Genomic DNA, 19,080 nt, shown 5'->3' with positions numbered 1-19,080 from the left:
GTTTTCTATCAAACTGAATTTGCAGCCTGAAAAAATAGCCTTCTTAAAAGGCTTTATTTGGATTGTAGATTATGAAAATGGGGAGGTTTTAAAGAAAAAACGAGGTTTTTTCACAGCCTGACGGTTTCGGGCTTTGCGTTGGTGGGCTTTTGAAACCGAAAACTGTCTGCCAGCACCAAAGTATTTTAATTGCTTAAATGTTTCTATTCGCACCGTCCGCCCACTAACGCAAAACCCGTGTTAGCGGTTCGTTGTTTTCTGTCGTTATTGTTATGTTGGCAACAAAATTAATTTGTTTTCCTTTATTGCTTTCAAAAATAAAATCATTCAAACTTTTACTATCGAATTTTGAAAACTCACCAACAATAGTCAATGCCATTTGGTATTGAGCAAATTTTTGAAGTATTTCCCCTGCCATTTTATTTTTCAGATTGAAAAATTCTGGCGTAATATTTTTCTCGTAGAGAATAATCTTGTCAAAACCCAGGTAAGACAGATTGCCAATTAAATCAATCGCGTCTTCTACAGTGTGTAAGAGAATTTTACCTGAAATAAGTTCGGCTGTTTTTACATTGTTGAGGAAATGTTCTTTGATTTCCATTGTTGCTTATTTCACTTTTGCCACCAAAAAAAACTCTCCACTTGCAGGTATAAGCTTGTCGGCACGGTTCTTAAAATATTGTTCCGTCATCTCTTGGGTTGAAACGATTTGAATTTGATTGAGCCCAACTTTCTCTGCAAGTTTTGCGATTTCGTCAGTCGCAAAAAAACTTTTGAATGGTGTGCCCGAAGCAACCGCTCCTTTTATAGACATTTCCATAAGTGGTTTATCCTCTTCTTCCAGTTGCTCTACCGGTAGGTAAAATGCAATAGCAATGGTAGAACCTGATGCTAAAGAAGTTAATTTTTGCAAGGTGTCTAAGATAGCTTCTTCTGTGAGATAAAGTGTAACTCCGGTGCAGGAAACAACAGCTTTTTTGTCAATGTCAAAACCTTTGTTTAAAAGTTCAGTCCACCAAGACGAAGTTTCAAAGTCTACAGGAACGAAATGTAAATTGTCGAAAATTTTGTAACCGTTTTCAATTAATTTTTCTTCTTTCCAAGCCAAGGTATCGGGTTGGTCAATTTCATAAATGTCAACTTGCGAACTAATTTCTGCATTTCGTTGAGTAAAACTGTCAAGTCCTGCACCAAGCAAAACATATTGTTTTATTCCGCTCGCGATTTCTTTTTTTGCAACATCTTCAACAAATCGGGCACGAGCAACGATAGAAGCCCGAAGTCGTTTGGTATATTTCATATCAGGACGCTCTTGCCAATCTGTTTGGGGTTTGATTAAGTCATACCCAATTTTGTCTTCAATGACATAAGGTTTTTCGTCTGTAAAAACGTGTAATGCTCTCCATAAAGCTGTTCGTAACGCAGTATTGTCTGGTTGGTTTAATTTTTTACTTTGTTCCATATTGAATTTATTTCATTGAGCGTAAACCAACCATATTTCCCTCTGTATCTTCTATCAAAGCGATAAAACCAAAATCGCCAACTTGTAATTTTGGACGGATAATTTTGCCGCCTGCTTTTTCAACTTTGTTTAATTCGATATTAATTTCTTCTGTGGAAAAATATACTAACGTTCCGCCTACACCGGGCTTTGCTTCATCAATTTTAACCAAAGCTCCATTTACGTATTTTTTATTTTCTGTATTTGAAAAAACGGCATATTTCATATTGCTGTGCCTGTCACTGTTTGTAGAAATGTCAGTAAGTTTCAGCTTAAATACCTCTGTGTAAAATTTCTTGGCTCTTTCAAAATCTGATGTATAAATCTCAAACCAATTCACTAAATTTTTCATTTTATTTCTGTTCTTAAAATTATTGATGTGGTAAAATTAGTTTTTCATAATAGCAACACTCTTTCCAAATGACAAGAAATACTAAACGGTTACAATTTCTTTTCGTATTCTGCTCAATGAAGTGTCGGTAATGCCTAAATAAGATGCGACTTGTTTTAATGGTGCTTGTTGTAAAATCTGTGGTCGTTCTTTCAGCAGGGTCAAATATCTGTCGGTAGCGTTCATTGTCAGCATATTAATAGAACGTTTTTTCATTGTGAATAAATGGTTTGTTGCCCAATTTCTTCCCCATTCCCTAAAGCCCTCGATTTTATCTAATAATTGCTGAAAATTTTCATAGTCAATTTTCCAAATAGTTCCGTTGCTAAGTGCTTGAAAATTTTCCATTGACGGATTTCTCTGAAACAATGAAAATGATTCGATTAATAATTCTTCTTGACAAAAAAACTCTGTGGTTACTTCTTTGCCGTTATAATCATAAACAAAAGACCTGAATAAACCTTTTTCAATGATATAATATTCTGTGGCAACTTTACCTTCTCTAAGAAGTATCGTTCCTTGTTGAACATCTATTTTACTGTGTGCATTGGCAATTTCTTCGTAGTCGTTCGATTTGATATAAGAGCAGTTGTAAATGGTTTTAAAAAAGTCGTTTTCCATATTTAATGTCATAGGGTTTTCTTTACGAACAATGTCTGTTACAATGACCGCTAACTAGTATATAAGCGCAAGTTTATATAACTTTTTTAGATTTTCAAAATATTTAACGCAGTTTTTTCTTGTTATTTTCATTTACAAGTATATCCAATGGACTTTTAATTTTTGCTATTGCATTTTGGGTTAAATGAGTATAAATTGTTGTAGTTTTTATACTTGCGTGTCCTAAGAATTGCTGAATATACCTGATGTCGGTCCCATTTTCAAGAAGGTGTGTGGCAAAACTGTGACGCAATGTGTGAACTGTGGCTTTCTTACTTAGTCCGGATTTTTGGAGCGCATTACGCATAACGGTTTGTACACTTGTTGTACTATAAGGCTCACCTGCAAATTGTCCTTCAAACACATAATGTTTTCCATTATACATTTCTTTGTATAATTGAAGTGATTGTACAATAGAATAGGGTAACATAACCATGCGATCTTTTTTGCCTTTGGCGTTTTTCAGATGTATTTTGTACTCTGAGAATAAAATATCAGCCCATTGTAATGTCACAATTTCACTTACCCGCAATCCGGCTCCATAGCCAATTAGTAGCAGGAGCTTGTGCTTTGGATTATCCACTACCTGAAATATTTGTAAACATTCGTCCATAGTTAAAACAGCCGGAAGTTTTTTTTCTTTTTTGGGGCGTGGTAATTTAAAGGTGTATTGGTTCATTTTTAAAACGTTATGGTAATAAAATTGTATGGCATTTACCATTGTATGTCCGGCTGAGGCACTTAATCCTTGTTCCATGATCGACGCCAAAAAAGGAATGATTTCCCCGTTTTCTATTGTTTTGGGATCCCTGTACTCAAAATTTTTCAAAAAACGAATAAATGCACTCGAATAAGTTTGTAAGGTGGAGTGACTGTAATTATAGGCGAGTATTAAATCTACCATGCAACTGATATAAGAACGAGCATCTTCCGGTACTTGTGTGTAAATAGATTCTTTTGTTTTTTTCAATTCCAGCTGTTTTCTGTTGGGTAGATGTTTTTTTTGCAAATAACCAAAAGGCAATTCGTTTGCAATAAGCACACCCAAAACTTCCATTTGGAGTTGTAAACTCTCAAGAGTTAAAGGAGCTGCAGGAATCAAATAGCAATCTTTTACTTTGCTGTAACGAACCATCGAAATTCGTTATAGTTTCTCGTGTACCGCAATGAGTTTAGGAGGATGAACTTCCATCCAGGAAAGGTCTTCGGGATGTGGTTTTAGAATGATTTTTTCACCCTTGTGTGTCTTTTCTTTGCTCAAATAATCTTCCCCAAATAAAGAGTGGGTTTCAAATATTTTTCCAATTTGAATTTTTACTTCAGGATGACGCAATGCCATATAGCATTTATAATTGCCGTTCCAATAAACTCCTTTTATGGCTAATAATTGTTTGGAAATACTTTGATGGTATTGCATTTTAAATACCCAATATTTACCAATGTTTGTTAACAATCTCACTCGCAGTTTTTGTTCCAAAGGAATGGTTTCCAATGTATGTTCAGGGTTACTCTTCAATGTAGAGTCTAACTGAATTTTGCTTTGCGCTATGGCTGAAAGGTCTCGATTAGTATCGGTCAGCTGTTGCGGTGATAAAATTGTTTCCTCATTTGGTTTTTCAATACTTATGTTTTCAAAGTTGGTTTTTAAAATTTTATAAGATTCTGTGTTATAATCTACATACCAGCATTTTAAAGTTTTACTATAAGTAGCACCAAATGATTTTATTTTGTTAATTATGTGAATGTCATACCGAAATAGAATAGCAATTCTAAACGCGTTTCGATGCCATATTTTCTTTATGATTATTTCCATTTTGCCTTTTTTGAAAATGACAGTGCTAATTATTCAAAACGAATTAGTTATGTCTAAAACTTACTTCTAAGTTTGTTTAAATGTATAAAAAAAACAGGATAAATTGTAAGTTGGAATACAGATAAAATGATCTCTAATTATAAAATTTTTGAAGTAATTCGTTTTCTCCTTTGTGATTCTAGGGTTTGGTTGATCTTTTGATAAGCTGTTAATTTTCTTATTTAAAGATGGTGAATTCAATGTTATTAGCAGTAACAATGTCAGTGCTGGCCGCGTGAGGGATAGTAGTGGAAATCCTCTTGTGGAACGCAGTGGAGCAAGAGATTGTAGCGAATAGCCCGACCCTGCCGAAGAGTAGCGAAGGCGGGGACACGCCCAAAATAAAAAAAAGAGATTCTGAAACATTTCGATAACTGTTGGGATTAGTGCTCAGTGTTTAGTGTTCAGATTATAGAAAGCAGTAGCAGCATGCAGATTTAAAGTTTACATTTTGTTATTAGATTCTTTTCTGTTTTCTCAAAAAAAAATCTGACTTGTAGTGAACAAATCGGATTGTTATTGTATTAGAGTAACCCGTTGGGTGAAATTAGTTTTTGATGGTGATTTTTCGTCAGTTCGAGTGATTTTTGGTAGAAAAACGTATCGAGAACAAGAAAAATTTTATTAAAAACGGTTCTCGATACATTTTTTGTTTCGTTTCACTACACAAAAAACACTCGAACTGACGTTTTTAATAATTTCACCCAACGGGTTAGAGTATTTATTTAATAATTCCTATTGAACCTTCCTCTGAAGGAATTAATTCAAAAATAGAATTGGGAGCCAAATTAGGTTCGATGCGGTGCGAGACATACACAATAGTCATATTAGATTCTCTTTTTAAGAGATTAATGAGTTGGCATACCAAAGCTACATTTTCATCGTCTAAACCTTCTACTGGTTCGTCCAGAATCACCAGTGGCGGATGTTTTAAAACCGAACGCACAATCATTGCCAATCGTTGTTGTCCTACCGAAAGACGTTTGAACATTTTGCTTTTTAAGTGTTTCATGCCAATGAGTTCCAGCCATTCATCGGCAATTTTTTTGTGTAGGGTAGTAGGCAGGTCATACAAGCCTATGGAATCAAAAAAACCGGAAAGTATCATTTGTTCCAGAGTGTGGTTGCGGGTAAACAAACTGGTCATATTGGTAGCAAAATAACCGATGTTTTTCTTGATGTCCCAAACGCTTTCGCCACTTCCTTTTTTGCGGCCAAAAAGATGTAAATCCTGTCCGTAACCTTTTGGGTTATCGCCGTTGATTAGAGACAAAAGGGTGCTTTTTCCGGAACCGTTTGGCCCGATTAATTGCCAGAATTCGCCCTGTTCTATAGTCCAATTGATGTTTTTGACTACGGGACGTACCTGATAACTTACCGATAGATTGTTCATTTGTACCAAAATCTTATTGGGATATTCAATAGGATGTGCCGGATGCGGAATTCCCTGTTGGTTGATGATTTTGGTTTCATGAGTTTCATGAGCGATTTCTTCTAAGATGAAATTATCAGAATTGATTTGGCGGTTATTCGAAATAAAAGGCAGCAAATCGGCATGGCGGTTGATGAGCTGGATAATTATAATGTGCGAAGCCATTTCTTCCAATGCTTTGGCTAATTCAACTCTGGATGCCTGATCCAAATGATCCATCGGATTGTCAAAAATGATAAAATCCGGTTTTTGGTCAATGCAATACTGAAGAAACTTTTTTTTGCGCTGTCCCGAGGAAAAAGTACTCAGTTTTCGATTGGAATCGATGGCTGTTAATTCGATGTATTGAAATTCTTTTTGGATAAACTGATCGATAGCTAAATCAGAATACAAGATTCCTTTTAAACCATTGAAAGGAGCTAATTCGTTCGTTGCTTTACCGGAAAGTAGGATTTCTATAAATTCTTTTTTATTGATTTGATTGGAAAGTAATATGTTCCAATGGGTAGCGGTATTTGTCAAAATGTTTTCTTTTTATGGGGCGTAAAGATAAGGAGTTTTTTAGTTATGAGTTGGAGAACAGAAATCAGAAGGCAGTGTTCAGTGAGCAGAAATCAGAAAACAGAATTCAGTGAGCAGAAAATCCAGAATTTAAAACTGAATATCAAGTGATTTAATTTTATGTTCTAAAGTAAGAGCATATTGATAACTGTACCGGAAAATTTCGTCGGCATTTTTAAGGTTGTAAAGACTGAATTGACTCATATTTGGTGGTTCAAAATACAAATGACAGCTGTGTGTTTTTTGTTCGACTGAGCTTTTCATTGCCAAATGAAAACTACGATCCAAAATATTATTCATGCTGACTTTGTCTACTTCTTTTTTAATAGAATTGACATAACTACCAATGATGATATCACATTGTCCTAATAAGGGTTCGATAGGAAAATTGTTCATCACACCACCATCCACATACAGCGTTCCGTTGTAATTTACCGGTTGGAACAACAACGGCAAACAAGAAGAGGCCATAATGGCATGAGACAGATTGCCCGAAGTGAAATAAACCAATTCGCCCTTCAAAATATCGGTTGCAGTGATGTACAAAGGGATTTGTAAATCTTCAAAGGAATTATGAGGAAAACATTCGAGATAGATATCATGAAAGCCTTTCATAGCAAATAATCCCTGTCTTTTAATCAATAAATTGGAAAAACTAAAGATGTGACCTTTTTTCAAAATTTCTAAAATCTCAATAGCCGAATAACCGGCTGCATAAAAAGCACCGGCAATAGCTCCTGCGCTGGTACCGGATACAATAGAGGCTTTGATACCAAATTCTTCCAATGCTTTGAGTAAGCCCAAATGAGCGATTCCTCTCGCGCCGCCTCCTGAAAATACAATACCAACTTTAGTTTTCATCTGTTAAGGTTATGAGTTGTGAGTTTTGAATTATGGTTATTGCTTAAGATACAATGAAATCTTCACTTTTGGGGATGCTTAACAGCGCATTGACTGCAATTTCCGGAACGGGATCAATAAGTTTACGGAGTTTGGTATCCATCCAGGCGCCATCAACAGTAAGTGTGGCACAAAGCAAATTGTCTTCCGTACGAAATTCATGAGCAATAGACCAGCGGGAAGCATCAGCACGCATTTTAGCCACTGTAGTATGGATATAAACCGAATCGCCCTGAGTGATTTCTTTTCTAAACACACATTCTTCTCGAAATAAAACGGGGCCAAAATGCATTTTTTGGAATACTTTTAAATTTAAGCCTAAGCTGTCTAAAATTTCCATGCGGTGTTGGGCAGCGCAATCATAATAAACGCTATGACGAACGTGAAAATTAGGGTCTAAATCGGCCCAGCGAAAAGTAAGGTGTTTGCTGAAAGAAGTCATGTGTAAAATTAAAATGTTGAATTGTAAATTTAAAAAAAATTAAGCCAAAAAGAAAGAAAAGGACGATTTGTAGTTTTTGATAAATATCCATATTTACTTTCTGGTTAAGAATTGATATCTTTACAAAATGAGATTTAAAGTAAGCAGTGTTTTGTCCTATGACGTTTTTGCTACAACGACCTTTATTTTTAATATTCAGGTTGCTCAATCGGCGAGTCAAGTAATTATTTCTGAATCCCTTACTGTTTTTCCTGAGATTAAATACGAAGAATTTGTATTGCAAAATGCAGCAACTCGTTTTATTAAAATGGTGGTGGCACCAGGAACTTATTTTACAATTAGTTATGAAGCCGAAGTTGATGTTTTATGTGAAATCATCGATCCTGAACACTTGCCTCAATCTGTTGCTATTATTGATTTAGAAAATGAAACGCTGCCTTATATTTTACCCAGTAGGTATTGTGAATCGGATAAATTATTAGATTTTGCTCATTATCAATTTGGGCATTTATCTAATAAATTTGCTAAAGTAAAAGCAATAAATGAATGGGTTTATAACAGCATCTTTTATAGAGCTGGTACAAGTGATTCCAGTAGATCAGCCTGTGATGTTTTTAATTTAAAAGAAGGTGTTTGTAAAGATTTTGCTCATCTCGCAATTTCTTTGTGTCGTGCTTCAGATATACCGGCACGTTATTTTACGGGCTATGCATATGCATTGAATCCGCCTGATTTTCATGCTTGTTTTGAGGCTTATGTAGGAGGGAAGTGGTTGTTTTTTGACCCAACTAAATTAAGTTTTGCTAATGGATTGGTCAAAATTGCCAATGGCAAAGACGCCTGTGAAGTAGCTGTAGCCAGTTTTTTTGGCGGGGCTAATTGTACGTATATGAAAGTAGATTGTAATCCTGTTTTAGCTGATTTTGTCCCTTTTGATAAAGAAGCAAACACAGCCGTTTCCTATTTTTGAAACCGCTGTGTTGTTTGATATAGATTAATCGTCGATTGCTTGCTCGGCTAAAAGTTGGAATTTCCAAGCTGTATTATCAGAGGTTCTTTGGGTTTGTTTCAAAATGATGCCAATCAAATCTTCTTTTGGGTCGGCAAAATATTGAGTATTAAAATAGCCGCCCCAATTAAAGGTTCCCGCACTTCCTTGTCCGCCCAAATCTTCGCCCATTTGGTTCAGGATTCTGAAACCTAATCCATGACCGGCGTCGGTTTTGCCCCAGATTTCGCCAATTTGGTTAGCAAGCATAAATTGAACGGTAGTTCTGCTTAATAAGCGAATGCCGTTTAGTTCTCCTTTGTTGAGGAACATTTGTAAAAATGTAGCATAATCTTTGGCTGTACTTGAAAGTCCGGCGCCACCTGAGAAAAAACTTTTGGCTCCTTTGACGGGATAATTGACATCATAAAAAGTATTAGGAAACGGAATCCAGTTTCCATTTTCTTTGGTTTGAACCGTAACTAATCGATTGGCTTTGGATTGAGGTAAATAAAAATAAGTATCATTCATTCCTAAAGGTTCAAATATATGAGATCGGTAATACTCATCCATTGGCATGCCTGAGATAACTTCTATAAAATAACCAATAACATCTAAACCTTCGCTATAGGTGAATTTTTCACCAGGATTGTGGTGCAACGGAAGTTTTGCCAGTTTTTTGACACTTTCGGCAATGGTAATTTTGTCAGATGTAAATAAATCGGTTACGCCGGCATCTTTGTAAATTTTTTTAAAACGGGCATCACTGTCAATTTGGCCATAGCCAATTCCAGAAGTGTGTGTTATTAAATCACGGATCGTGATTTCTCTTTTGGCTGGTTTGGTTGTGTAAGTTCCGTCCGGAAGCAGTGAATCCAAAACCTGCGGATTTTTGAATTCGGGAATGTATTTCGAAATGGGGTCGTCCAGTTTAAATTTGCCTTCTTCCCAAAGCATCATCACAGCAGTTGTAGTAATGGCTTTTGTTTGGGAGGCAATCCTGAAAATAGCATCAGTATTGAGTTTTTTGGAAGCCGAATTATCAGCCATTCCAAATGCTTTCAGATAGACAATTTTACCGTGTCGAGCCACTAAGGCTACTGCTCCCGGAATTTCCGAATCGGCAATTGCTTTGTTCAGCATATTATCAATACGAGCCAGTCTTTCGTCAGACATACCGGAACTGGCGGGAGTGGCTTCAATGAGTTTTGGGGAGTTTTTAATTGATTTTGTTTGGGCAAAAGTTCCTAAACACATCAACATAAAAAGACTTATAAAGGTTTTTTTCATGGTTGGTTAATTTGAAATTAATTAATTTCTTTTTTGCTTGATCAAAAAAGAAACAAAAAAATCAAGTCTAGCGCTTCCTCGTCGGTCAAATTAGTTTTTGAATACTAAAAGAAAAGAACTCGCTACGCTCAAACAGCTTTTCTTTTTACGTATTCTTCAAACATTTGACACTCGACTGTGGAATCTAAGGACACTCATAAGGGGTTATATAATCTGTGAAAATCTTTTTAAACGAGCTGTTGGTTGAAGGTATATGTTCCTTTATTAATAGATTTAAAGTGTTATTATTCCGGAATTTTTTCAATCAGGATAGGATTTTCAGCACTATCATAATAGGTGCAAGTCATTTCGATAATATCCACACGCCATTTAGCAATGCCACAAATGGCGGCATGCTGACAAAAAGTGGGGTAATCGGTTTGGCCATCTTGATGCATGACCAGAAATTCGATAAAACGTTCTTTGTTTGCTGAAGCGCTAATTGGAATAGCATCGTATTTTTTTTCGGTGCTTACGCTAAAGTTATCTGTGCCTACATATGCCACGCGGCCATCTGTTACAATGGTGTCATAACCGCTAACACCTAATTGAATTAACTCCTGAATGTAATTGGGGAAATCAGCTCCTGATTTTACTTTGGCATGTGCCGCTTTGATTTGGTCTATAGTAAACATCTTTATTTTTTTAGGTTTTAAAAATAAGAAATGTCAAAATGTTTTATCGCTTTTTTTTTAGAAAAATATCCAATTTGAAAAATCAGTTTTTAATCAATTTCAAGTTACTTATCTTCTTATTTTGTTTTATCTGAACATAATAAACACCATTTGAAAGTGATGATATATCGATGTCTTCAGGAATTTCAGTAAGTAGTTGAAGATTTGCTTTTTCGTCAAATATTGAAATTTTTAATTTTTGATGAGTATCAATTCCGCCTATAGATATCGTATGTAAAGAAGGATTTGGATAGATACTTATTTTGCCTGATTTAATTTCAGTTGTTGGTTTTATTGTACAGTTTGAAGCAGTCCAATTATTAAATGCAGTTTGGTAGTTTAAATTATCAATGTCACTGACGTAAATTTCATAATAGGAAGCTCCATAAGTGTTATAAGCATAGCACATGGCATCAAAAGGAGTAGAGTTGGCCGTTTTATTTGGGTCTAAAAAAGGAGTAGTCCAGCCTTGCAACATTTGAAACATAGTGTATGCATTATCATTTAGTTCCAGTAACGGGGTTGCAAACGTTGTTAAAGGAAGTCCGGTAAAAGTATTTGTTGAAGCATCAGTGTATCCTGCTAGATTTTCCTGCCAAAAACTAATTTTTGGGTTTTTAACTCCATCAAAAAGACTTAGTAACTTTGTTTTGATATCGCTTTCCAGTGTAGGTGAACTTATATTGTCATTGATGTTTTTGTAAAAAGGGATAAAAACATTTTTGGAAGGAAATAAGTCTGTTTGTATTTTCATGCCTGAAAGAATTGATGCTGTAAATACATTTCGGTTATAATTTGGTAAAACCGTATTTAAGCTTGTATTTTGTCCATTCACATTTCTAATGGCACCTAATCCGGCAATATTTGTAGCAATGTTAGATAGTACAGGATGATCTTTTAGTGCTACCATTGTTGAGGTCGAAATACTATATATTTTGTGATTTGCAAGCGCTGTTAAGAATATTTGAAATCGTTGCATTAAATAAGTGTCATATGGTACGGCTCTTTTGGTAGTAGTTTTGTCTATTGGATTGGTAAAAGAATAGCTAATGACTCCTGAATGTGAAGCAACATATTCTGGTTCTACAGCATAAGCACCAAATAATATTGTTAGTTTTTTATTGATCGCATCTAGCTTTTTTACGATGTGATCAATACCATCAAAATTGTAATTATCTTTAGCCGTTTCTATTTCTGACCAACTGGTTCTCCATACATAACCATCTACAAAAGAATAATTCCTAATGTTAGCATCTCTGAATGTTCCATTATTACTGTCTAAAACATAAATCCCTTTTGGTTGTGAATAAAGGGTAAGATATAGACAGCAAAATAATAGGATTAAAAAAGATTCTTTTATTTTCATAATAATAATTTTACGTATTTGATTGAAATAAAAGTAATTGGTTTAATTGCTAAATAATAAAATGTCAGTCTAGTTTCTTGTTTTGCAGTTCTGTCAGTTAATTTAAAATGTCAGTTTGTCAGTGTGTTTTGATGGAATTTAAAATTTTATGACAATTTATAGGTATCTTTTACATTGGCACAAAGATTGTCTTATGCACGTTGAGTTATTAAACAAGTATATTAAAAACTAAATATAAATAAAAATGGGTAAAATAATCGGAATTGATTTAGGTACGACCAACTCTTGTGTTTCTGTAATGGAAGGAAGCGAGGCAGTTGTTATTCCTAACGCAGAAGGAAAAAGAACAACGCCATCTATCATCGCTTTTGTTGAAGGTGGAGAAATTAAAGTAGGTGATCCTGCAAAAAGACAAGCAGTAACTAATCCAACTAAGACTATTGCTTCTATCAAACGTTTTATGGGACATACTTTTGCTGAAACAGAAGCGGAAGCAAAAAGAGTTCCTTACAGTGTAGTAAAAGGAGACAACAATACGCCACGTGTGGATATTGACGGTCGTTTATACACTGCTCAAGAATTGTCAGCAATGACACTTCAAAAAATGAAAAAAACTGCTGAAGACTATTTAGGTCAAACAGTATCTGAGGCAGTTATTACTGTTCCTGCATACTTTAACGATGCGCAACGTCAAGCTACTAAAGAAGCTGGTGAAATCGCTGGTTTAAAAGTGATGCGTATCATCAACGAGCCTACTGCTGCTGCATTAGCTTACGGATTAGATAAAAAAGGAACGGATCAAAAAATTGCTGTTTACGATTTAGGTGGAGGTACTTTTGATATCTCTGTTCTTGAATTAGGTGACGGAGTTTTCGAAGTATTATCTACTAATGGAGATACTCACTTAGGAGGAGACGATTTTGACCAAGTTATCATTGACTGGTTAGCTGACGAATTCAAAGCTGAAGAAGGAGTTGATTTACGTTTAGACCCAATGTCATTGCAACGTATCAAAGAAGCTGCTGAAAAAGCTAAAATTGAATTATCTGCTTCTGCTGAAACTGAAATCAACTTACCATACGTAACTGCTACAGCTTCAGGACCTAAACACTTAGTTAAAAAATTATCTCGTTCTCAATTTGAGAAATTAGCTGATTCTTTAGTAAAACGTTCTATGGAGCCTGTTGCTAAAGCATTAAAAGATGCTGGTTTATCAGTTTCTGATATCGACGAAGTTATCTTGGTAGGAGGTTCTACTCGTATCCCAAGAATCGTTGAAGAAGTAGAGAAATTCTTTGGTAAAAAAGCGTCTAAAGGAGTTAACCCTGATGAGGTTGTAGCTATCGGTGCTGCTATCCAAGGAGGTGTACTTTCTGGAGATGTAAAAGATGTATTGTTACTTGACGTAACTCCATTATCTTTAGGTATCGAAACTATGGGAGGTGTAATGACTGTTCTTATCGAAGCTAACACTACTATCCCAACTAAAAAATCTCAAGTATTCTCTACTGCTGCTGATTCTCAACCATCTGTTGAAATTCACGTATTACAAGGAGCTAGAGCAATGGCTGCTGATAACAAAACTATTGGTCGTTTCCACTTAGATGGTATTCCACCAGCACCAAGAGGAGTTCCTCAAATCGAAGTTTCTTTCGATATCGATGCTAATGGTATCATCAAAGTTTCTGCTACAGATAAAGGAACTGGAAAATCTCACGATATCCGTATCGAAGCTTCTTCTGGTTTAACTGCTGAAGAAATCGAACAAATGAAAAAAGATGCTGAAGCTAACGCTGATGCTGACAGACAAGCTAAAGAAAGAGCTGAGAAATTGAATGAAGCGGACAGTACTATCTTCCAAACTGAATCTCAATTGAAAGAGTTAGGAGATAAAATCTCTGCTGAAAATAAAACAGCTATTGAATACGCTTTAACAGAATTAAGAATGGCTCACCAATCTCAAGATCTTGCTGCTATTCAAAAAGGTTTAGATAACGTAAACGCTGCTTGGAAAACTGCTACTGAAGCTATGTACGCTCAAGGAGAGCAAGGTCAAGCTGCTGCTGCTGAACCACAAGCTGAAGGTGATAACGTTCAAGACGTAGATTACGAAGAAGTTAAGTAATTTATTTTTAAATTATATTTTAAAACCGAGTCAGAAATGGCTCGGTTTTTTTTTGTGTGCTAATTTTAAACCCGACAGGTTTTTAAAACCTGTCGGGTTTGTTATTTAAAATTATTTCAAAACATGATTTATCTCATAAAAGAAAACAGCTTTTCAAATTACTTTTGTCAGTGTTAATCTGTGTTTTTAAATTGTTAAGTTGTTATTCTGTGCCAAAAGTTTTTCGTAATATTACTGTTAAATGATTTTTATATGAGAAAAATAAAATATAAAAAGGCCCGAAAAGTACAACCTAATCAATTAATATATACGGGAATACATAAGAATCAGGCGCCTAAAATGCAGCTGTTTGTGTATGACGATTTGGATTTTACAGAATACAGAGATTTAGCAATTTCAGATTTTAAAGAATGTATCGATAATTCTAAAACGAACTGGCTTAATTTACACGGTTTAAGTGATATTGAAACTGTAGAAGGAATTGGTGATTTTTTTGGTATTGATAATTTTCTGCTTTCAGACATTTTAAATACTACCAGAAGAACAAAAATGGAAGAATCAACCAGTAGTTTGTTTTTTAATATAAAATCTATTTTACCCACAGAAAACTCAGATAACATCAATGTTGAGCAAATTAGTTTTTTAATAAAAGATGAAATTTTAATATCATTTCAGGAAAAGAGCAGTGATTTTTTTACACATATACGCGAAAGAATACGAACGCATTCAGGAGTAGTGCGCACCAAAAAAGCCGATTATTTGTTGTCGCTACTTTTAGATGCGGTGATGGAAAATTTCTTTATCACCATTGAGAATGAAGAAGAAAAAGTAGAAGAGTTGATTAATTTATCAAAAAGTAGCACTAATCCGGATGTTTTGGTACGTATTGAGAAACATCGGGACAATTTTAGTTTTTTAAAACGCTCTATTATTCCGCTCCGGGATTCTTTATACGGTATTAAAACCTTAAAAGATGATGTGGTTTGTAATGTGATTCAAATGGATTCCTATGTCTATTTTTCAAGATTACATCAAAAAAGTTTAGAGCTTTTAGAACAAATTGAATCCGATTTAGGAACACTGGAAAGTGCTTCGAATTTCTTTTTCTCTGCTCAATCTCATAAGATGAATGAAATTATGAAAACGCTGACAATAGTCTCGGCTATATTTATTCCGTTAACGTTTATTGTTGGCGTATATGGGATGAATTTTGAATACATGCCCGAATTGAAGTACCCAAATGGTTATTATACTGTTCTAGGAGTAATGATTTTGATTGGGATTTTGATGGTGGTTTATTTTAAAAAAAGAAAGTGGTTTTAATTAAAAGATAAATAAAGAATAAAAATATATAAAATGAACAAAGCTATTTATATCGCAACTTCGGAGAGTAACAGTGGAAAATCTATTATTACTTTGGGATTAATGAGCATGCTTATAGGTAAAACAGCCAAAGTGGGTTATTTCAGACCAATTGTGGAAGATTTTGAAGATGGAAAATTAGACAACCATATTGAAACAGTGATTTCACATTTTGGATTGGATATCCGTTTTGAAGACGCTTTTGCAATTACCAAAAGTCAGTTAATCAAGAAGAAGAATAAAGGTAAAATAGGGGATGTTCTTGATTTAATTATTGAAAAATTCAAACACTTAGAAGAACGCTTCGATTTCGTATTAGTGGAAGGAACCAGTTTTAGTGGTGAAGGTACAGCTATCGAACTGGATATGAATGTCCTTATTGCAAAAAACCTAGGAATTCCTGCCATCATTGTTGGTTCCGGTGTTGGTAAAACCCTGGAGGAATTTCTCGACGGCGAATATTTAGCTTATGATTCCTTCAAAAATAAAGAAGTTGAGGTTTTGGCATTTATTGCCAATAAGATTCAGCCTGAAAATTTACAATTAGCCGAAGATGGTTTACGAAGTGTTTTACCTAAAGAAGTTTTGGTAAGCGCTATTCCGGTGGTATCTAGTTTAAACAATCCTACTGTAAAAGAAATAGTAGAAGAATTGGATGCTAAAGTGCTGTTTGGTAAAGATTATTTGAATAATCAAGTGGGTAATTATAGTGTTGGTGCCATGCAATTGCGTAATTATTTATCACATTTAAAAGAAAATGCGCTGGTAATTACTCCCGGAGACCGTGCCGATATTATTTTAGGGGCTTTACAGGCACATGAATCTGCTAATTATCCTTCGATTTCGGGAATTATTTTGACAGGTAATATTTTGCCTGAAGATACTATTTTGAAGTTAATTGATGGTTTGCATAGTGTGGTTCCAATTATTTCGGTGGAAGGAGGAACGTATCGTATTACGAATCAAATTGGTTCCATCCAGTCTAAAATTTATGCGGAGAACAAACACAAAATAGAAACCTCCATAAGAACTTTTGAAAAATATGTTAATTTGGACGAATTGGCAGATAAATTGAGTGCTTTTGAAGCCGAAGGTATGACGCCTAAAATGTTTCAGTATAATTTGGTCAAAAGAGCCAAACAACACCGCAAGCACATTGTGTTACCGGAAGGAAATGACGATAGAATAATTATTGCTGCTTCCCGATTATTAGCCATGGATGTAGTGGATATTTCGATTATTGGAAATAAAAAACAAATTGAACATAAGGTAACCGAATTAGGTATTGCATTTGATTTTTCGAAAATTAATATCATCGTTCCAATTGAATCGGAATATTATGAAGATTATGTAAATACCTATTACGAACTTCGAAAAAATAAGAATGTTTCTATGGCGATGGCCAGAGATTTAATGGAAGATGTCTCTTATTTTGGAACGATGATGGTGTATAAAGGGCATGCTGACGGAATGGTTTCGGGAGCGGCTCATACTACGCAGCATACTATTTTACCGGCATTGCAGTTTATTAAAACCAAACCGAATTCCAGTGTTGTTTCTTCTGTCTTTTTTATGTGTTTGGAAGATCGTGTTTCTATTTTTGGAGATTGTGCCATCAATCCAAATCCAACTGCGGAACAATTGGCTGAAATAGCCATTTCTTCTGCCGATTCCAGTTTGGCTTTCGGAATAGAACCTAAAGTGGCTATGTTGTCCTATTCATCAGGTTCTTCAGGAAAAGGGGATGAGGTTGAAAAAGTAAGAACTGCCACCGAAATTGTAAAGAAAAAACGCCCTGATTTAAAAATAGAAGGTCCTATCCAGTACGATGCTGCTGTAGATATGGAAGTGGGTCAGAGTAAAATGCCAAACTCAGAAGTAGCCGGACAGGCAAGTGTATTAATTTTTCCTGATTTGAACACCGGAAATAATACCTACAAAGCAGTTCAAAGAGAAACCGGAGCCTTAGCCATTGGACCAATGTTACAAGGATTAAACAAACCTGTAAATGACTTGAGTCGTGGTTGTACAGTTGATGATATTATCAACACGGTCGTAATTACAGCTATTCAGGCGCAGGGATTGTAATTTTAATTTAAAGATTGAAGTATTTAATGATTTAAAGATTAATCTTTTAATATTTCAATTTTTTAATCTTTTAATAAAAATGAAAATAGTTATTATAAATTCAGGAAGCTCTTCTATTAAATACCAATTAATCGATATGCCGGCTAAGGTAGTGATTTGTAGAGGTATGATTGATCGTATTGGTTTAGAAACTTCAAATTTTAGTTATAAAACGAATCAGAATTCTATAGAAGAGATTTTACCTATTCTGAATCACAAAGTTGGATTAGAAAAAATATCCACTTTGTTGATGGATGAAAAAGTAGGTGTCATAAAAAGTACTTCCGAAATTGACGCAGTAGGACACCGAGTTGTTCATGGAGGAGCGACTTTTTCGGATACGGTGTTGATTAACGAAGAGGTAAAGGAAAAAATCAAGCAACTTTTTGAATTGGCTCCCTTGCATAATCCGGCTAATTTAGAAGGAATTATCGTTGCCGAAGAAGTTTTTCCTCAGGCAAAACAAATTGCTGTTTTCGATACCGCTTTCCATCAAACCATGCCCGAAGTAGCCTATCGCTATGCTATTCCGAATTATTTACTTACTGAAAATAAAATTAGAGCCTACGGTTTTCATGGGACCTCACATAAATATGTTTCAGAAAAAGCGATTGCTTATTTAGAAAATAGCAGTAAAATAATCACAGTTCATTTAGGTAATGGTTGTAGTATTACTGCAGTGAAAGACGGAAAAAGCGTAGATCACAGTATGGGTTTTGGTCCGGGAAATGGATTGGTAATGGGAACCAGAAGTGGTGATATCGATCAGGCTGTGATTTTTTATATGGTTAATTCGTTAGGCTATTCGTTAAATGATGTTAGTACGATGTTGAATAAACAAAGCGGGATGCTTGGACTAACGAGTCACAGTGATTTAAGAGATATTGAAGCTAATGCTGAAAAAGGAGATCCCAATTGTAAACTGGCATTAGAAATGAATGTGTATCGCATAAAAAAATACATTGGAGCTTATGCCGCAGCAATGAATGGTGTAGACGCCATTGTGTTTACAGCTGGAATTGGCGAAAATTCATCTTTTATCAGAAAAGCTGTTTGTATGGATATGGACTATTTAGGTATTGAATTAGACGACTATAAAAATGAAACTCGTTCTAAAGATATTAGGGAAATAAATACGCCAAATGCAAAAACTAAAATTTTAGTCATTCCTACCAATGAAGAATTGGAAATAGCCCATCAGGTTTATGATTTAGTTTTGAATTAAATGATTTAAAAAGCTTCTTTCGGGTAGTCATGGTCGGAAGATTATTCTTCCGACTTTTTTTGTTATATAAGTCATATAAATCAATAATTCGATCCATAATTTTATGTGTTTATATTGCTTAAATGAATGAAATTTCTTATATTTA

At 34.9% G+C, this 19,080-nt stretch carries 17 protein-coding genes; 5 read left to right on the top strand and 12 right to left on the bottom strand.

Features of this window, described 5'->3' with window-relative positions:
• Window positions 1-223 precede the first annotated feature (223 nt).
• From AAEO59_RS15830 to AAEO59_RS15790, 9 genes are all read right to left on the bottom strand, one after another.
• A complete protein-coding gene (locus AAEO59_RS15830) occupies window positions 224-601 on the bottom strand; it encodes a DUF4180 domain-containing protein (protein ID WP_341701722.1) in 378 nt (125 codons plus the stop codon).
• Window positions 602-607: 6 nt separating this feature from the next.
• Window positions 608-1,462: a class I SAM-dependent methyltransferase gene (locus AAEO59_RS15825; protein ID WP_341701721.1), complete on the bottom strand. Its 855-nt coding sequence runs from the start codon at window positions 1,460-1,462 to the stop codon at window positions 608-610.
• A gap of 7 nt (window positions 1,463-1,469) precedes the next feature.
• Window positions 1,470-1,853, bottom strand: coding sequence for a VOC family protein (locus tag AAEO59_RS15820; RefSeq protein ID WP_341701720.1), 384 nt, complete (start codon window positions 1,851-1,853; stop codon window positions 1,470-1,472).
• Window positions 1,854-1,934: 81 nt separating this feature from the next.
• Complete coding sequence (locus AAEO59_RS15815) at window positions 1,935-2,525, bottom strand: Crp/Fnr family transcriptional regulator (RefSeq protein ID WP_341701719.1); 591 nt, start codon at window positions 2,523-2,525, stop codon at window positions 1,935-1,937.
• Between the two features lie 91 nt (window positions 2,526-2,616).
• Window positions 2,617-3,687, bottom strand: a complete 1,071-nt coding sequence (locus AAEO59_RS15810) for a tyrosine-type recombinase/integrase (RefSeq protein WP_341701718.1) — start codon at window positions 3,685-3,687, stop codon at window positions 2,617-2,619.
• Window positions 3,688-3,696: 9 nt separating this feature from the next.
• The gene (locus tag AAEO59_RS15805; RefSeq protein WP_341701717.1) at window positions 3,697-4,365 is read right to left on the bottom strand and encodes a hypothetical protein; all 669 of its coding nucleotides are present in this window, start codon (window positions 4,363-4,365) and stop codon (window positions 3,697-3,699) included.
• 760 nt (window positions 4,366-5,125) lie between these two features.
• Window positions 5,126-6,358 carry an ATP-binding cassette domain-containing protein gene (locus AAEO59_RS15800; protein WP_341701716.1) on the bottom strand — a complete coding sequence of 411 codons (1,233 nt, stop codon included), beginning with the start codon at window positions 6,356-6,358 and terminating at the stop codon, window positions 5,126-5,128.
• A 129-nt stretch (window positions 6,359-6,487) separates the two neighbouring features.
• Entirely contained in the window at window positions 6,488-7,258 is a 771-nt protein-coding gene (locus tag AAEO59_RS15795; RefSeq protein ID WP_341701715.1) for a patatin-like phospholipase family protein, read from the bottom strand.
• Window positions 7,259-7,301: 43 nt separating this feature from the next.
• The gene (locus tag AAEO59_RS15790; RefSeq protein ID WP_341701714.1) at window positions 7,302-7,739 is read right to left on the bottom strand and encodes an acyl-CoA thioesterase; all 438 of its coding nucleotides are present in this window, start codon (window positions 7,737-7,739) and stop codon (window positions 7,302-7,304) included.
• Window positions 7,740-7,866: 127 nt separating this feature from the next.
• On the opposite strand from AAEO59_RS15790, the gene AAEO59_RS15785 reads away from it, so the two are divergent.
• Window positions 7,867-8,709 (top strand): transglutaminase-like domain-containing protein, encoded by an 843-nt coding sequence (locus AAEO59_RS15785; RefSeq protein WP_341701713.1) that lies wholly within the window; start codon window positions 7,867-7,869, stop codon window positions 8,707-8,709.
• Window positions 8,710-8,733: 24 nt separating this feature from the next.
• Here AAEO59_RS15785 and AAEO59_RS15780 read toward each other — a convergent pair whose 3' ends face one another.
• From AAEO59_RS15780 to AAEO59_RS15770, 3 genes are all read right to left on the bottom strand, one after another.
• On the bottom strand, window positions 8,734-10,017 hold the full coding sequence (locus AAEO59_RS15780) for a serine hydrolase domain-containing protein (RefSeq protein WP_341701712.1): 1,284 nt from the start codon (window positions 10,015-10,017) through the stop codon (window positions 8,734-8,736).
• A 284-nt stretch (window positions 10,018-10,301) separates the two neighbouring features.
• Complete coding sequence (locus tag AAEO59_RS15775; protein WP_341701711.1) at window positions 10,302-10,691, bottom strand: DUF1398 domain-containing protein; 390 nt, start codon at window positions 10,689-10,691, stop codon at window positions 10,302-10,304.
• An 82-nt stretch (window positions 10,692-10,773) separates the two neighbouring features.
• Window positions 10,774-12,096, bottom strand: a complete 1,323-nt coding sequence (locus AAEO59_RS15770; protein ID WP_341701710.1) for a T9SS type A sorting domain-containing protein — start codon at window positions 12,094-12,096, stop codon at window positions 10,774-10,776.
• A gap of 244 nt (window positions 12,097-12,340) precedes the next feature.
• Between AAEO59_RS15770 and dnaK the strand changes: the two genes are divergently transcribed.
• From dnaK to AAEO59_RS15750, 4 genes are all read left to right on the top strand, one after another.
• Complete coding sequence (gene dnaK, locus AAEO59_RS15765; protein ID WP_341701709.1) at window positions 12,341-14,221, top strand: molecular chaperone DnaK; 1,881 nt, start codon at window positions 12,341-12,343, stop codon at window positions 14,219-14,221.
• 252 nt (window positions 14,222-14,473) lie between these two features.
• Window positions 14,474-15,544 (top strand): magnesium/cobalt transporter CorA, encoded by a 1,071-nt coding sequence (gene corA, locus AAEO59_RS15760; protein ID WP_341701708.1) that lies wholly within the window; start codon window positions 14,474-14,476, stop codon window positions 15,542-15,544.
• A 33-nt stretch (window positions 15,545-15,577) separates the two neighbouring features.
• Window positions 15,578-17,671 carry a phosphate acetyltransferase gene (gene pta, locus AAEO59_RS15755; RefSeq protein WP_341701707.1) on the top strand — a complete coding sequence of 698 codons (2,094 nt, stop codon included), beginning with the start codon at window positions 15,578-15,580 and terminating at the stop codon, window positions 17,669-17,671.
• 79 nt (window positions 17,672-17,750) lie between these two features.
• Window positions 17,751-18,935 (top strand): acetate/propionate family kinase, encoded by a 1,185-nt coding sequence (locus tag AAEO59_RS15750; protein ID WP_341701706.1) that lies wholly within the window; start codon window positions 17,751-17,753, stop codon window positions 18,933-18,935.
• Window positions 18,936-19,080: the final 145 nt, after the last annotated feature.

Origin of the sequence: Flavobacterium flavipallidum (assembly GCF_038289905.1) — a bacterium.
GTDB classification, from domain to species: domain Bacteria; phylum Bacteroidota; class Bacteroidia; order Flavobacteriales; family Flavobacteriaceae; genus Flavobacterium; species Flavobacterium flavipallidum.
This window is presented reverse-complemented; position numbering and strand designations above follow the sequence as displayed.

Excerpts from the sequence above, each read along its gene's own strand:
- AAEO59_RS15830 (WP_341701722.1), bottom strand. The coding sequence starts at position 601 with ATGGAAATCAAAGAACATTTCCTCAACAATGTAAAAACAGCCGAACTT.
- AAEO59_RS15825 (WP_341701721.1), bottom strand. The coding sequence starts at position 1,462 with ATGGAACAAAGTAAAAAATTAAACCAACCAGACAATACTGCGTTACGA.
- AAEO59_RS15820 (WP_341701720.1), bottom strand. The coding sequence starts at position 1,853 with ATGAAAAATTTAGTGAATTGGTTTGAGATTTATACATCAGATTTTGAA.
- AAEO59_RS15815 (WP_341701719.1), bottom strand. The coding sequence starts at position 2,525 with ATGACATTAAATATGGAAAACGACTTTTTTAAAACCATTTACAACTGC.
- AAEO59_RS15810 (WP_341701718.1), bottom strand. The coding sequence starts at position 3,687 with ATGGTTCGTTACAGCAAAGTAAAAGATTGCTATTTGATTCCTGCAGCT.
- AAEO59_RS15805 (WP_341701717.1), bottom strand. The coding sequence starts at position 4,365 with ATGGAAATAATCATAAAGAAAATATGGCATCGAAACGCGTTTAGAATT.
- AAEO59_RS15795 (WP_341701715.1), bottom strand. The coding sequence starts at position 7,258 with ATGAAAACTAAAGTTGGTATTGTATTTTCAGGAGGCGGCGCGAGAGGA.
- AAEO59_RS15790 (WP_341701714.1), bottom strand. The coding sequence starts at position 7,739 with ATGACTTCTTTCAGCAAACACCTTACTTTTCGCTGGGCCGATTTAGAC.
- AAEO59_RS15785 (WP_341701713.1), top strand. The coding sequence starts at position 7,867 with ATGAGATTTAAAGTAAGCAGTGTTTTGTCCTATGACGTTTTTGCTACA.
- AAEO59_RS15780 (WP_341701712.1), bottom strand. The coding sequence starts at position 10,017 with ATGAAAAAAACCTTTATAAGTCTTTTTATGTTGATGTGTTTAGGAACT.
- AAEO59_RS15775 (WP_341701711.1), bottom strand. The coding sequence starts at position 10,691 with ATGTTTACTATAGACCAAATCAAAGCGGCACATGCCAAAGTAAAATCA.
- AAEO59_RS15770 (WP_341701710.1), bottom strand. The coding sequence starts at position 12,096 with ATGAAAATAAAAGAATCTTTTTTAATCCTATTATTTTGCTGTCTATAT.
- dnaK (WP_341701709.1), top strand. The coding sequence starts at position 12,341 with ATGGGTAAAATAATCGGAATTGATTTAGGTACGACCAACTCTTGTGTT.
- corA (WP_341701708.1), top strand. The coding sequence starts at position 14,474 with ATGAGAAAAATAAAATATAAAAAGGCCCGAAAAGTACAACCTAATCAA.
- pta (WP_341701707.1), top strand. The coding sequence starts at position 15,578 with ATGAACAAAGCTATTTATATCGCAACTTCGGAGAGTAACAGTGGAAAA.
- AAEO59_RS15750 (WP_341701706.1), top strand. The coding sequence starts at position 17,751 with ATGAAAATAGTTATTATAAATTCAGGAAGCTCTTCTATTAAATACCAA.